Origin of the sequence: Gordonia rhizosphera NBRC 16068 (assembly GCF_000298195.1) — a bacterium.
GTDB classification, from domain to species: Bacteria; Actinomycetota; Actinomycetes; order Mycobacteriales; family Mycobacteriaceae; genus Gordonia; species Gordonia rhizosphera.
The window spans coordinates 46,489-59,006 of sequence record NZ_BAHC01000141.1; the positions used below are offsets into that span (position 1 = coordinate 46,489).

A 12,518-nucleotide genomic window follows, 5' to 3' on the forward strand; every position below is an offset into this window, starting at 1 on the left:
GGTTCTGGACCGGCGGGGCGTCCTGGTTCCGAACCCGGACCTCGACCGCGCCTGTGCCGACCGACCACGGTATCCCGCGGCACGGATCACGACATCCTTCGGGGCAGCACGACGCGCCGGACCCGGTGAGCCGCGGTCGCGCCGACCTCCACCGGAGTGCGCCGCCGTGGTGGTGGCCAGCCATTGGACGGATGGGCCTTCTCGATCTCGGCGTTCAGTTCTGCCCCGAACAACAGCACGATCGCCATCAGCCACACCCACACCAGAATCGCCAGCGGCGCCGCGAGGGGGGCGTAGACGCCACCTCCACCGAACGCGGTGCCGGTATACAGTCGCAGGCCGGCACTGATCACGAGACCGCTCGCGGTGGCCAGCAGGGCACCGGGCAGGTCCCGGTGAAAGGGTGTGCGACGCGGCGTGGCCCAGTGGAACAGCGCCGCGACCACGAGGGTCAGACCCACCACGGCCACCGGCCAGTACGCCACTGTCCAGATCTCCCCCAGCGGCAATGCCTCCAGGCCCCACCGTCGTTCCAGGATGTAACCCAGCTGCGGGCCACCGACGACGACCGGCACCACGACGACGCCGATCACCAACCCGACGACGGCGAAAATCAGTCCGAGCACGCGGGCCATCCACGTCGGGCGTTCCTCGTCGAGGTCATAGGCGATAGTCACGGCCAGAACCACAACCCGCAGAATCCGGCTCACGGTGAACACCGCGATGGCGAATGCAATCGAGAACACCGGCGGCGATCCCTCGATCAGCAGACTATTGAGCATCCCAGCGATCACGTTGTCGACGGTCTCCGGCCGGAAGACCTGCCCGGCGATCTCCTCGATCCGTTCGATCAGCTGCAACCGCGCATCGGCTCCCATCAGCGGATCGAGTAACCCGGCCAACGAGACGATGGCAAGCGCCACCGCGGGCAAGCTCAGCACCACCCAGAACGCGATCTCGCTGGCCAACCCGGTGATGCGATCCTCGCCGGAATCCTTGACGGTCGCCACCGCGAGATCGGCCACCGCCCGAATACGTGGCGGCAGACGAACCCGGAGGCGGCCCCACAACGCATGCATCGGCGTCGACAGTACCCAATCCTCGGCCGGCCCGCGGCGAGCGTCCCCGACAGAGCACGCCCGGCCGATTGCGCGACCGCGACTATTGTTTCCTCGCAGACGCTTTCGAATCCACATCCGCCCGCGCATGACCGTCGTCCGGTGGTCTGCCGTCCCGTCCATCCGCTCGTCGGGCAGCCTGAGGGGAGGCGCACGCGCGGATCCGTCGATCCCACATGGCGAAGCGTTAAGGATCGGTGACCGTTCGGCTCGGCGGTTCCCGTGACCGCCGGATCGTTGCTAACGTTCCGATTCATGACTTCGCCGCCGCAACCGCCGCCGTCAGACCAGCCGGACCCGGGCAATCAGCAACCCGGACAGCAGCCGCCACCGGCGGGATACGGTCAGCAGCCACCGCCCCCGCCACCCGGCTACGGTCAGGCACCCCCGCCACCCGGCTACGGTCAGGCACCCCCGCCGCCCGGCTACGGTCAGGCACCACCGCCACCCGGCTACGGTCAGGCACCCCCGCCACCCGGCTACGGTCAGGCACCACCGCCACCCGGCTACGGTCAGGCACCACCGCCACCCGGCTACGGTCAGGCACCACCCCCACCCGGCTACGGTCAGGCACCACCACCCGGCATGCCGCCGGCCGACCCCAACAAGGTCGATGTCGGAGAGGCGTTCTCGTGGGCGTGGGGCAAGTTCAAGAGCAATGTCGGCGCGATGATCCTGCCGGGTCTCGCGGTGTTCGTTCTCCTGCTGGTCGCACTGCTGCTCAGCATCTTCAACAGCGCGATCTTCGGCACCTCGGAGACGACCACCTACGGCTCAGGCACCGGCTTCACCTATGAGATCACCAGCACGTCGATGAGCGCCGGCGGCTGGATCATCTTCGGCCTGATCCAGCTGGTCGTCTACATCGGCATCCTCTACTTGATGGCCAGCATCATCTCGGGTGCGATCCGTGTCGCCAATGGGGAGGCCGTGTCCGCGAGCTCGTTCCTGGTACCGATGCGATTCGGGCCGGTGATCCTCACCTCGATCCTGGTCGGCATCGTCTCCGCGATCGGCTATGCGCTCTGCATCATCCCGGGCTTGATCGCGGTGTTCTTCCTGCAGTTCTCGGTGGTCGCGACGATCGACAGGTCGCTGTCACCGATCGATGCGATGAAGGCATCCTTCGAATTGACCAAGAGCAAGCCGGGTGACTCGTTCCTCGCGGTGATCGTCGCCTGGGCGATCAACGTCGTCGGCGCCATCCTTTGCTACATCGGCCTGATCGTCAGCGCACCGATCGCGGCTCTGTACTACGTCCACTGCTGGCGCAAGCTCACCGGCGGCCCGATCGCCGCGCCGGACGCCGCATAACCGAAGCACGATCAAACCTTTCGGGCGCACGGTCGACGGAATGTTCGTCGACCGTGCGCCCGTTCTCGTCGTCCGTGCACCCGTTCTCGTCGACTGTGCGCCCGTTCTCGTCGACTGTGTTCTGCGCTCGCTGTCATGAGAAGTCGCGAGTAACGTCACAGCGCGTTGTGAAGCGATCGGCACACTTTGGGCTGCCTGTTGGGCGGCGTCGTTCCCCATCCGGGAATGGCTGATGCACACGCCAGTCGCATCTGATCGAGGCCGTCGACGCGGGTCATGAAGCGTTCACGCACCGACTTCCGTGTGGTGGCAAGCATCTTCTCGACATAGACCGCGTGTGTCGGGTACAGCCTCGACAACTCCGTCGGCGCAAATGGCACGGTGATACCGAAAAGCGAGCACAGCGACCCGTGATAGCTCGCGACCGGCGCAGCGATCTGGGGCAGACGGACACCACCGATCGCGTTCCCGTACGAGTCACGTTCCAGCGCGAACGGGGTGGCCAGCAGGCGGGTGGCGTCGAACCCGCCGCCGGCGAGTATCGGCACCGTGATGCTGAAAGGGATGTCTTCGACGGCCTGCTTGAACCCGGTGTAGCGGAACGGCTTTGCGACCGGAGCGGGCGTCCCCGTGCTCACCCATTCCTGCATCGCCGCCACCGCCGCATCGACCGCATAGCGTCGCTGGAATTGCGAGCTGCCCGCGCAGGTGAGCCCGAGGCCGGGCCCCTGCTGACCGTAGTTCTCCGACGCGGCGACCGATTGGTCGTACTGCGCGCGGGTGATGCGAGGATGCGCGGTGATGTTGTTGAGGATCAATTCGATCGTCTGGCGCACGTTGTAGCCGTCGACGTGTGCGGCGCCGGCGATCGACCAGATGCGGTGGTTGGCTCCGGAGGTGGGTACCCCGATCTGGCCGGATTCCTCGCTCCAGAGGTGGATGGTCGGGACACGGTAGCGCTGCGGGAGTTCGCCTTGCACCTCGCTGTCGACGATGAAGCCGTCGTACACCTTGGCCGCGTCATCGGCACCCCGGATGATGTACTTGTCGAGCATCATCGCCGACTGCGAGAGACCGATCGCGACCAGTTTCTTGGGCACGAGTCCGCCGAGTGGACGAACTCCGGTCGTGTTCCGCAGTGTCGAACCGGCCTGGCTGAAGATGTCGAAGGCGTAGTCGTCGTCGGGCACCCACAGCGATCCGTACCGCACGGGGTCCCACCCCTTGAGGGAGATGGGAGTACATGGCGGCACCTTGTACGGCCCGACGGGAATCATCGGTTGTCCGTTGAGAAGTAGCCCGCACGCACCGGTTTGCTGCGCGCTGACCACCACGTACGCGTCACCGTTCGCGAACGCCTGTCGATTGAGCCAGTTGAACTCGAAGGGATGGTCGATCTGGCCGGTGACGTTGGTCCATTCGACGGTGACGTTTCCGCTGAAGCGCGTGGGATCCGTGGGCCGATACACGAGCATGCGGGTCACGAACGGGACATCCGGCCGCGATGTCCCGTAGGCGTGCGCCGTCCCCGACACCAGGTATTCGCGCTCGGCATAACCGAAGTCGCCGGGATCGAACGATGTTGCCGCCCAGGGCCGGTCGTGAACTCCACCGGTCAACGGACCGGACACACGGGGCGCCCGTGGCGTCGCATCTGCCTGCGCGCTGACCACGCACATCGCGGTCATCGCGATCACACACGCGACGATGGCCACGACCTTGCCGACTGCACTCACCAGCGACCCCCGATGCCGACCGATTTGTTGGCGTGATGCTAACCCCGCCGGCCGCGAGCACGCGTCCATTCGGCAAATCCGGCAGATCCGATCGACCGCGAGATTCCCTGCTGCGGTCGGGACGCCGGCCCAGGTCGAGAGCACCGTCGGCGCTGCATGTGCTGGATGACACCAGAGATCAAACCCGGACTCGACTGCGTCGCCGTTCATTCCGGCCGACTGACGCCGTTTCCGCTGTTACCAGCACACTGATCGCCTCGTGGGTAGGCCGAGCGCGGGCGTCGCGCGTGATATCGCTGTCATGCCGGCTCGCGCATCACGCCGAAATGCCGCACCGAACCAGAAAGTCCCGGAAGCTGTTTCACCGGCGACCAGGTGCGCAGCCCATCGCTGCTGTCGGAGTACAGGTACTTTCTTCTCTTGTAGGCGTCGAGGTAGATCCGCCAGGTGCCGTTCGGCAACTGGACCACGGCCGGGCCCTCCACCATCGAGCCCCAATTTCCGGGCGGAACGAATCTGTAGGGCCCCGCGAGCGACGCGGCGACCGCATGCTCGATGACCTTCTTCGTCTCGTTCTTGGTGAACGCGTGGTAGGTCGCTCCCACCTTGACCACGGTGGTGTCGATGTGGTCGGCGCCGATACCGGCGAGCGGAACCGGCGGGCTCCAGAGCCGCAGCGACGGATCGAGCGCGGTCAACAGATACGGCACGAAGCCGCCACCGGTCGACATCGACAAAATGACGTTGACCCGGCCACCGTCGATGAACCAGTCGGGCGCCCAGGCTTTGGTGGTGAACGGCGAGAGGGACGGACCGTCGGAGGATCCGGCCGAGCCCGACGAACCCAGGGAACCCGAAGATCCGAAGAGCCCTTTGCCATCCCCCGTGCCCGGCAGGAAGGCGCAGCATAACGGGACCGGCCAGTTCCCCATGAACGTCCAGTTGACGCGGTCGCGGCTGCGCGCGAAACCGATGTTCGCGCCGTCGATCGTCGTGTAGGTGAGGTAGTACCAGCCGTCGGTGTTGCGAAAGATGCTCGGGTCCCGCACGAGTCCCGATGGCGGCCGGTACGCCGCTTTTCGGACCAATTGGTACCGCGTCGCATCGCTCGACTGGTAGACATCCATGACGCGGTCGCTGGCGTTGCTGAACGCCGTGATCGTGTAGCGCCAGCCGGACCGCGGTGCAGCGCCACTGCTCCCCGCGGGCGCGATCACCAATCCTGCGCAGGCCAGCACCACCACCGTTGCGGCGGAGACGGCGGCTCGTTTGGAAAGCATCACCGGTGCATTATCGGTGACACCAGAAACACCATGCAGAACTTTGGCCACAAAGCGCGCGAGGATTCACTCGTCACTCAGCGTCGACGCGCCCGATGCGCTCAGGCGATATCTGGGCCAGAGAAGTCGCGATCTCGTCGTCGGCGAGAAGTCGTGCAAGCCGGGCATCCATGGAATGCAGGTGATCGATCCAGACTGACGTGTCGACCAGAATCATCCGTCCGAGGCTCGGCGCCTCGGCGCGGCGGTAACCTGCGGATCCGTGCCACCCAGTGCAGCGAGACGGCGCGCACTCTCGACGCGAATCAAGGTTTGTAGCCCGATCCGAATCAGCGCAGCCCTCTCATGCACACCTGTCAGGGCTTCCGCCTTCTCCAGCAGAGCGTCGTCGACTGTCACGGTAGTCCTCATCCGGCACCTCCATGCGCATCAAGTGATGCCACATATGACGCCTGGACAGAGGCTATCTCGCGATGTCGCGACATGACCTCCCGCCATGCGTCGCTTCGACCGTCCTGACCTTTCATTCCGGTCCCGCGGATGCCGCGATGACTGCGACCCGCACGCCGAGTGCCTCGTACGTGGGTCGAGCACGCGCATCGCGCGTGACGAGCACGGCGTCGTGTTCGCGAGCTGCCAAAGCCACCAGGCCGTCGTATGTCGCCCCGCCGGCCACACCGCGGCGAGCGAGTTCCCGATGAGCCGAAACGGCTCCATGGGACGAAAGGGCCAAGTGGTCCTCGAAGTTGTCGTCGATCAGCAGAACTGCGTCTGCGGGGCTCACACGTGCATCACCCGGAAGACGAGTCAACACGGAGTAGGTTTCGGCGAGCGCATGTCCGCTGAGACTGAGTACACGATTGCCCACCCATGATCTGACCGATCGGTGGGCTTGATGCGCTGCGACGAGGAGTGGCACAGCCACGCTCGTGTCGACGGCAAACCGCGACTCGTTCGTCAACGTCGACCCGAATCGATCAATCCGAACATGATCTCGTCGGTGACGACGGTCTCGGACTCAGCGACCAGCCTGCCACTCGCGTCTCGTTCCAGGCGCGCAGTGCGGCCCCCCGGAGTGATCTGCAGACCGCTGCCGTAAAGCGAGACGTCCACAGTAGAACCGGGTGCGAGCCCCAGCAGGTCGCGGAGTCGCTTCGGCAGCAGTAGCCGTCCACCCGAGTCGATCGTGGCTTCCATGGGATTATCCTACCAACGCAATCCCATCATGAACTGCGTCACGATGCGCCTATGCGCGTCATGCGGAGTCCAGCGGCGTGATCACATCAAGCTGTTCGCGCAACGCTCGCCGCTCGACCGCAACTCGTAGTGCGACTGCAGATTCATCCAGAACTCGGCGGACGTGCCGAAGTACTTGCTCAGCCGCTCGGCTGTGTCAGCCGTGATCCCCCGCTTGCCGTGCACGATCTCATTGATGCGGCGTGGCCGCACACCAATCGCAACGGCGAGTTTGTGCTGCGTGATCCCGAAGCCCTCGATGAAGTCCTCCATGAGTACCTCACCTGGGTGGATCGGCTCGATCAGGTCGCCCTCAGTGGTAGTCGACGAGTTCGACATCATCTGCACCTCCGTCTCTCCATGTGAAGCAGATCCGCCACTGGCTGCTGACGCGAATACTGTGCTGACCCCTGCGGTCACCCACCAGACGCTCAAGCCGGTTGCCTGGAGGAATCCGCGGGTCGTCACCGATAGACCTCACGACGATGTCGTACGTCGATTACCCGGACAACGACGATGTCCTCGTGAATCTCGTAGACCACCCGAAACTCGCCGCGCCGCGCCGACCAGCGGCCGGCCAACTCACCACGCAGACGCTTGCCGACCCGCTGAGGGTTCTCGGCGAGTGGACCGCGGATGAACTCCCAACAAGCCATGGCGACAACCTCGGGCAGCTCCTCGGACAGACTTCGCCGAGCGCGTCGAGTCAGTTCGACCCGGTAAGTCACGAAGTGATGACGCCCTTCGCGCGGAGTTCGGCCTCCACCTCCTCCAGCGGGTAGACCCGACCAGCGGCGATATCGGCATCAGCCTCGCGGATGGCCTCCATCGCTTCTCGATCACTCAGGATTTCGAGCGTCTCCATGAGAGAGTCGTAGTCGTCGGCGCTGATCAGCACGGCGGCGCGACGCCCGTTCTTGGTGACCTCCACCCGCTGATGAGTGCGCACCGCCTCGTCCACCAACTTGGAGAGGTTGGCCCGTACATCTGCGATCGGCAACGTAGTCATGTACAGAATTCTAGCGCGATAACTGAACGAGTCGTGGCATCAGCATCGAAAGAGCGCAGATGGGCCGACCCCAGTCGACGCTACGCACTGCTACCGGCAGCCTCCTCGGCGGGCTTGCGGCTCTGGCGGAAAACGATGACTGCGGCGACGATCGTGAGCACGGAATCCACATCCACCACTTCCCACCGATCGGCTGTCGCGCGAACAGCTCGCGCAGCCACCCGATCGATGCGCCGAACACCATCAGCACAACCGAGCCGCCAAGATACAGCGCCATGGAGGCGATCACCATACCAAAGCGCCTACGCTGACGTTGGATCGGAACCCGACCACACGTTGAACCGAAACTCCACAACGTCACGACACCAGAAGCGTCACCCGAACCAGCAGCGACACCGCCTCCACAAGCAACTCCCGATTCGCTTGTGCCCCAACACCGAAGGAAGTCATGGCGAAGGTGCGACGTACTCGCACTGCAGGTCGGACACCCTCGCAATGTGCGTCAGCCAAGGCACTCGGGGTAAACCCCGGCTCTCACCCGTGCGGTCTACGGCATCAATCAGGGTGGTTTTCAGCCTTCCACCCGATGTGGCCGACGTACTCGACGCGACACGATCTAGTCCATGATCACAGTTGAGAACCTGACCAAGCGATATGGCGACCATGTCGCGGTCAACGACGTTTCGTTCGTGTGCAAGCCGGGCCTGGTCACCGGCTTCCTCGGCCCCAACGGCGCCGGCAAGTCCACCACGATGCGCATCATGGTCGGCCTCACCCCGCCGACGTCGGGATCGGTTCGCATCGGCGATCGCCCGTATCGTGAAATCCCCAACCCGGCAACTCAAGTCGGGGTTCTGCTCGACGCGTCGGCGCAGCATGCCGGACGGACCGGCGCGGAGATCCTGCGCCTGACCGCGATGACACTGGGGGTGCCGAGCAGTCGGGTCGACGAGATGTTCGATCTCGTCAGCCTGACCCCGGACGAGGCGAACCGCCGCGTCCGCAACTACTCACTCGGCATGCGCCAACGACTCGGCATCGCCAACGCACTCATCGGTGACCCGCACATCCTCATCCTCGATGAGCCGGCCAACGGTCTCGACCCCGCAGGCATTCACTGGATGCGAAGCCTGTTGCGCGACTATGCCAATCGCGGCGGTACCGTGCTGTTGTCGTCGCATCTGCTGCACGAGATCGAGATCATCGCCGACGAGATCCTGGTCGTCGGCCAGGGACGCATCGTCGCCGAGGGCACCAAGGAAGAGCTCCTCGCGGGCAGTGGCACGCGGGTGCGTTCCCTCGATGACGACGCGCTGGCGCGCGCGTTGTCGGTGGCCGGCATCGCCGCGCAACCGGTGGCAGAGGGTGGATTCACCGCCGACGCCGCGCCCGAGGACATCGGCAGGATCGCACTGCGACAACAGATTCCACTCGTCGAGCTCCGCGTCGGTGACGGCGCACAACTCGAAGAGATGTTCCTCCAACTGACCCAGCAGACCCAACGAGAATCCGTCCCGACGTTTCGTGACGCCACCGTCCTGCAAGGAGCACAGTCGTGACCACCCTCCATCGACCACAGTCGCCTGCCGTCGAGCGCGATGCCGCGCCGATCCCGCTCAGCAGACTCACCCGCGTCGAACTCCGCAAGCTCGTCGACACCCGGGCCGGCTTCTGGCTGGCCGCATCGGTCGGAGTCATCTCGGCGATCGTGGTGATCGCCATGCTGATCGCCGATCGGGAGAGTCTCGGGCATCTGAACTTCATCGAATTCTTCGCCATGATGAACATCCCGATCTCGACCCTCCTTCCGGTGATGGCGATCCTGCTCGTCACCAGCGAGTGGAGTCAGCGAAATGCGTTGACCACCTTCACCATGGAGCCGCGGCGCGAACGTATCCTGCTCGCGAAGCTGGGGGTCGCGCTCATCGCCGGTATCGCAGCTGTCGTGGTGTCGCTGACTTTCGGGGCGGTGGCGAATGTGGTGGCCGGCCTGATCTACGGCGATCCGGCCGGCTCGTGGGAGTTCACAGCCGCCGCGCTGATCAACTCGTTCACGCTGCAGATGCTGTGGCTGCTCGTCGGATTCGGCTTCGCCGCACTGATTCTCAACACGCCGGGCGCGATCGTCGCCTACTTCGCGTTGCCCACCGCGATGTCACTGCTCTCGGAGTTGGTGCCGTGGTTCAAGACCAACCTGGCCGGGTGGGTCGATCTCACCACCACGGGTGTGCCGTTTCAATCCGGCGACTGGGCCGCCGGTGGGGAGTGGAGTCGGCTGACCGTGTCGGCCGTCATCTGGGTCGCCATCCCACTGACGCTGGGTGTGATCCGGGTGCTGCACACAGAAGTCAAGTAGCCACCCGTCGGCCGAGGCCGCTGTGCGCCGACCGCCGGACCCGACTCTCCTGGGTCCGGCGGTCCTTCTTCTGCTAGACGTTGAACCGAAACTCGACGACATCGCCGTCGGCCATCACGTAGTCCTTGCCCTCCATGCGCACCTTGCCGGCGGCCTTCGCCGCGGCCATCGATCCGTTGGTGTCCAGGTCGTCGAAGGATACGATCTCGGCCTTGATGAAGCCCTTCTCGAAATCGGTGTGGATGACCCCGGCGGCTTTGGGGGCCGTGTCGCCCTGGTGGATGGTCCAGGCGCGGGCCTCTTTGGGTCCGGCGGTGAGGTAGGTCTGCAAGCCCAGAGTGTGGAAGCCCGCGCGGGCGAGCGATCGTAGGCCCGGCTCGTCCTGCCCGATCGAGTCGAGCAGTTCCAGCGCGTCTTCCTCGTCGAGTTCGAGGAGTTCGCTCTCCACCTTCGCATCGAGGAAGACCGCGTCCGCGGGTGCGACGGCCTCACGCAGCTCCTTCTTGCGGGCGTCGTCGGTGAGCACCGATTCGTCGGAGTTGAAGACGTAGAGGAACGGCTTCGCGGTCATCAGGTGCAACTCGCGGACGGTTGACAGGTCGAATGAATCCTTTTGCGAGAACAGGGTCCTGCCGGTGTTGAGCAGTTCCTGCGCCGTCTGTGCGGCGGCCAGGGTCGCGGCGGTGTCCTTGTTCTTGCGCGCCTCCTTCTCCAGCCGCGGGATGGCCTTCTCGAGTGTCTGCAGATCGGCGAGGATCAGCTCGGTCTCGATCACCCCGATGTCGGTGAACGGGTCGACGCGCCCATCGACGTGCACCACGTCGTCGTCGGCGAAGACGCGCACGACCTGACAGATCGCGTCGGCCTCGCGGATGTTGGCGAGGAACTGGTTACCCATTCCCTCCCCCTCGGAGGCGCCTTTCACGATGCCCGCGATGTCGACGAACGAGACGGTCGCCGGAAGGATGCGCTCACTGCCAAAGATCTCCGCGAGGCGCTGTAGGCGCTTGTCAGGGAGCTCGACGACCCCGATGTTGGGCTCGATGGTGGCGAACGGGTAGTTCGCGGCCAGCACGTCGTTACGGGTCAGCGCGTTGAACAGGGTCGACTTACCGACGTTGGGCAGCCCGACGATTCCGAGGGTGAGACTCACGGGTGGCCAGTCTATCGGCCCCGGCTGGTTCTCAGGGCTGGGGTGGGGCGCCAGGCTCGTCCGCAGAAGAGCCAGACGGCTCGTCGTCGTCGGAGATCCCGATCTCTGTGGTCACCGGGACACCCACCGGTGGCGGCGTCTCGCCCGCCCGGATGGCGATCTGCTCGTTGACGTAGCGCAGCACCACCGCGAGCGAGGCCGCCGCCGGCACGGCGAGGAATGCGCCGGTGATCCCGAACATGGTGCCACCCAGGGTCACCGACAGCAGCACGATCACCGCATGCAGATCCATCGACTTCGCCTGCAGCCATGGCTGCAGCACATTGCCCTCGAGTTGCTGCACCGCGAGGATGATGCCGAGCACGATGAGGGCCGAGGTCAGGCCGTTGGACACCAGTGCGATCAACACCGCCAGGGCGCCCGCGACGAACGCACCGACGATCGGGATGAACCCGCCGAGGAAGGTGATCACCACCAGCACCCCGGCCAGCGGTATCTGGAGGATGAACAGACCCGCCCCGATCAGCGTCGCGTCGACGAAACTCACGATGGCCTGGGTACGGATGAAGCCGCCGAGACCGTTCCACATCCGGAGCAGGACCTCGCCGACGTGGGTGCCCGACGGCTTGCCCAACGTCCGGTCGAGCCACGGTACGAACTTCGGTCCGTCCTTGAGGAAGAAGAACACCAGGATGAGCGCGGTGAACAGGGTGACCACCATCGAGGTCGCGGTCCCCACTCCGCTGAACACGCCCGCAGCGATCGTCGACGCACTCGACTGCAGCTTGTCGGTGATGGCGTTGACGACGTTGTTGAGCTGCTCGTCTCGCACGTTCAGCGGCGGACCCTGTATCCACTCCTGCAGCCGGCGTACACCGTCGGTGGCACGGGCGGCGAGTTCCGGTGCCTGGCGCACGATCGACGGCACGATCACTGCGACGACACCGGCGAGCACCCCGATACCGACGAGCATCATGACCAGTGATGCAGCTGCGGCCGGCACCCCGCGATTGCGCATCCATCGGACCGGGGGCCACAGGACGGTGCACACGATGATGGCGAACAGCACCGGGAGCAGAACCACCCAGAGTCGGCCCAGAAGCCACAGCACGATCCACAGGGCGGCGACCACCAGGATTATCTGCAGGCCGACGATCGAACTGGACCGCAGGCCGGCAAGCACCACCTGTGCGCGCGTCGGATGGTCGGTTACCTCTGACGCCGCGTCGTGTGCGGTCGGTCCCCTGTCCGGTTCGCCGGGCACACCCGATTCTTCGGTCACGGCAAGAATGGTCACACATCGGACCGTCATTCAC

14 protein-coding genes and 2 pseudogenes are annotated in these 12,518 nt (G+C 65.0%); 3 read left to right on the forward strand and 13 right to left on the reverse strand.

Annotated features, from left to right (window positions below):
• Nucleotides 1–86: 86 nt before the first annotated feature.
• Nucleotides 87–1,079 (reverse strand): YihY/virulence factor BrkB family protein, encoded by a 993-nt coding sequence (locus GORHZ_RS17840; RefSeq protein ID WP_006335429.1) that lies wholly within the window; start codon nucleotides 1,077–1,079, stop codon nucleotides 87–89.
• Nucleotides 1,080–1,373: 294 nt separating this feature from the next.
• On the opposite strand from GORHZ_RS17840, the gene GORHZ_RS17845 reads away from it, so the two are divergent.
• A complete protein-coding gene (locus GORHZ_RS17845) occupies nucleotides 1,374–2,432 on the forward strand; it encodes a DUF2189 domain-containing protein (protein WP_040532407.1) in 1,059 nt (352 codons plus the stop codon).
• Between the two features lie 155 nt (nucleotides 2,433–2,587).
• On the opposite strand, the gene GORHZ_RS17850 is transcribed toward GORHZ_RS17845, so the two are convergent.
• The 10 genes and pseudogenes from GORHZ_RS17850 to GORHZ_RS17885 all read right to left on the reverse strand — a co-directional run bounded on the left by GORHZ_RS17850 (nucleotide 2,588) and on the right by GORHZ_RS17885 (nucleotide 7,693).
• Nucleotides 2,588–4,168, reverse strand: coding sequence for an alpha/beta hydrolase domain-containing protein (locus GORHZ_RS17850; protein ID WP_006335433.1), 1,581 nt, complete (start codon nucleotides 4,166–4,168; stop codon nucleotides 2,588–2,590).
• Nucleotides 4,169–4,467: 299 nt separating this feature from the next.
• On the reverse strand, nucleotides 4,468–5,448 hold the full coding sequence (locus GORHZ_RS17855; protein WP_006335435.1) for a glycoside hydrolase family protein: 981 nt from the start codon (nucleotides 5,446–5,448) through the stop codon (nucleotides 4,468–4,470).
• 133 nt (nucleotides 5,449–5,581) lie between these two features.
• A pseudogene (locus GORHZ_RS30935) lies at nucleotides 5,582–5,665 on the reverse strand (VapC toxin family PIN domain ribonuclease); the annotation flags it as partial.
• Nucleotides 5,662–5,859: a type II toxin-antitoxin system VapB family antitoxin gene (locus tag GORHZ_RS17860; RefSeq protein ID WP_006335437.1), complete on the reverse strand. Its 198-nt coding sequence runs from the start codon at nucleotides 5,857–5,859 to the stop codon at nucleotides 5,662–5,664. The gene GORHZ_RS17860 and the pseudogene GORHZ_RS30935, both read right to left, overlap by 4 nt.
• 112 nt (nucleotides 5,860–5,971) lie before the next feature.
• The gene (locus GORHZ_RS17865; RefSeq protein WP_040532386.1) at nucleotides 5,972–6,409 is read right to left on the reverse strand and encodes a type II toxin-antitoxin system VapC family toxin; all 438 of its coding nucleotides are present in this window, start codon (nucleotides 6,407–6,409) and stop codon (nucleotides 5,972–5,974) included.
• Entirely contained in the window at nucleotides 6,406–6,645 is a 240-nt protein-coding gene (locus tag GORHZ_RS17870) for an AbrB/MazE/SpoVT family DNA-binding domain-containing protein (protein ID WP_006335441.1), read from the reverse strand. The genes GORHZ_RS17865 and GORHZ_RS17870 overlap by 4 nt, the downstream gene beginning before the upstream one ends.
• Before the next feature lie 81 nt (nucleotides 6,646–6,726).
• Nucleotides 6,727–7,026, reverse strand: a complete 300-nt coding sequence (locus GORHZ_RS17875) for a HigA family addiction module antitoxin (protein ID WP_373279614.1) — start codon at nucleotides 7,024–7,026, stop codon at nucleotides 6,727–6,729.
• Nucleotides 6,998–7,150, reverse strand: a pseudogene (locus GORHZ_RS30155) (type II toxin-antitoxin system RelE/ParE family toxin); the annotation flags it as partial. The pseudogene GORHZ_RS30155 and the gene GORHZ_RS17875, both read right to left, overlap by 29 nt.
• The gene (locus tag GORHZ_RS17880) at nucleotides 7,149–7,340 is read right to left on the reverse strand and encodes a type II toxin-antitoxin system RelE family toxin (RefSeq protein ID WP_083877352.1); all 192 of its coding nucleotides are present in this window, start codon (nucleotides 7,338–7,340) and stop codon (nucleotides 7,149–7,151) included. The pseudogene GORHZ_RS30155 and the gene GORHZ_RS17880, both read right to left, overlap by 2 nt.
• Before the next feature lie 68 nt (nucleotides 7,341–7,408).
• A complete protein-coding gene (locus tag GORHZ_RS17885) occupies nucleotides 7,409–7,693 on the reverse strand; it encodes a type II toxin-antitoxin system Phd/YefM family antitoxin (RefSeq protein WP_006335445.1) in 285 nt (94 codons plus the stop codon).
• A gap of 623 nt (nucleotides 7,694–8,316) precedes the next feature.
• Between GORHZ_RS17885 and GORHZ_RS17890 the strand changes: the two genes are divergently transcribed.
• Together GORHZ_RS17890 and GORHZ_RS17895 are read left to right on the forward strand one after the other, a co-directional pair.
• The gene (locus GORHZ_RS17890; RefSeq protein ID WP_006335447.1) at nucleotides 8,317–9,252 is read left to right on the forward strand and encodes an ABC transporter ATP-binding protein; all 936 of its coding nucleotides are present in this window, start codon (nucleotides 8,317–8,319) and stop codon (nucleotides 9,250–9,252) included.
• Entirely contained in the window at nucleotides 9,249–10,049 is an 801-nt protein-coding gene (locus GORHZ_RS17895) for an ABC transporter permease (protein WP_006335448.1), read from the forward strand. The genes GORHZ_RS17890 and GORHZ_RS17895 overlap by 4 nt, the downstream gene beginning before the upstream one ends.
• A gap of 73 nt (nucleotides 10,050–10,122) precedes the next feature.
• Here GORHZ_RS17895 and ychF read toward each other — a convergent pair whose 3' ends face one another.
• Both ychF and GORHZ_RS17905 read right to left on the reverse strand, forming a co-directional pair.
• A complete protein-coding gene (gene ychF, locus GORHZ_RS17900; protein WP_006335449.1) occupies nucleotides 10,123–11,202 on the reverse strand; it encodes a redox-regulated ATPase YchF in 1,080 nt (359 codons plus the stop codon).
• A 31-nt stretch (nucleotides 11,203–11,233) separates the two neighbouring features.
• Entirely contained in the window at nucleotides 11,234–12,514 is a 1,281-nt protein-coding gene (locus GORHZ_RS17905) for an AI-2E family transporter (RefSeq protein ID WP_083877350.1), read from the reverse strand.
• Nucleotides 12,515–12,518 lie beyond the last annotated feature (4 nt).

Excerpts from the sequence above, each read along its gene's own strand:
- GORHZ_RS17860 (WP_006335437.1), bottom strand. The coding sequence starts at position 5,859 with ATGAGGACTACCGTGACAGTCGACGACGCTCTGCTGGAGAAGGCGGAA.
- GORHZ_RS17875 (WP_373279614.1), bottom strand. The coding sequence starts at position 7,026 with ATGATGTCGAACTCGTCGACTACCACTGAGGGCGACCTGATCGAGCCG.
- GORHZ_RS17870 (WP_006335441.1), bottom strand. The coding sequence starts at position 6,645 with ATGGAAGCCACGATCGACTCGGGTGGACGGCTACTGCTGCCGAAGCGA.
- GORHZ_RS17845 (WP_040532407.1), top strand. The coding sequence starts at position 1,374 with ATGACTTCGCCGCCGCAACCGCCGCCGTCAGACCAGCCGGACCCGGGC.
- GORHZ_RS17855 (WP_006335435.1), bottom strand. The coding sequence starts at position 5,448 with ATGCTTTCCAAACGAGCCGCCGTCTCCGCCGCAACGGTGGTGGTGCTG.
- GORHZ_RS17890 (WP_006335447.1), top strand. The coding sequence starts at position 8,317 with ATGATCACAGTTGAGAACCTGACCAAGCGATATGGCGACCATGTCGCG.
- GORHZ_RS17905 (WP_083877350.1), bottom strand. The coding sequence starts at position 12,514 with ATGACGGTCCGATGTGTGACCATTCTTGCCGTGACCGAAGAATCGGGT.
- GORHZ_RS17880 (WP_083877352.1), bottom strand. The coding sequence starts at position 7,340 with ATGGCTTGTTGGGAGTTCATCCGCGGTCCACTCGCCGAGAACCCTCAG.
- GORHZ_RS17840 (WP_006335429.1), bottom strand. The coding sequence starts at position 1,079 with ATGCATGCGTTGTGGGGCCGCCTCCGGGTTCGTCTGCCGCCACGTATT.
- GORHZ_RS17885 (WP_006335445.1), bottom strand. The coding sequence starts at position 7,693 with ATGACTACGTTGCCGATCGCAGATGTACGGGCCAACCTCTCCAAGTTG.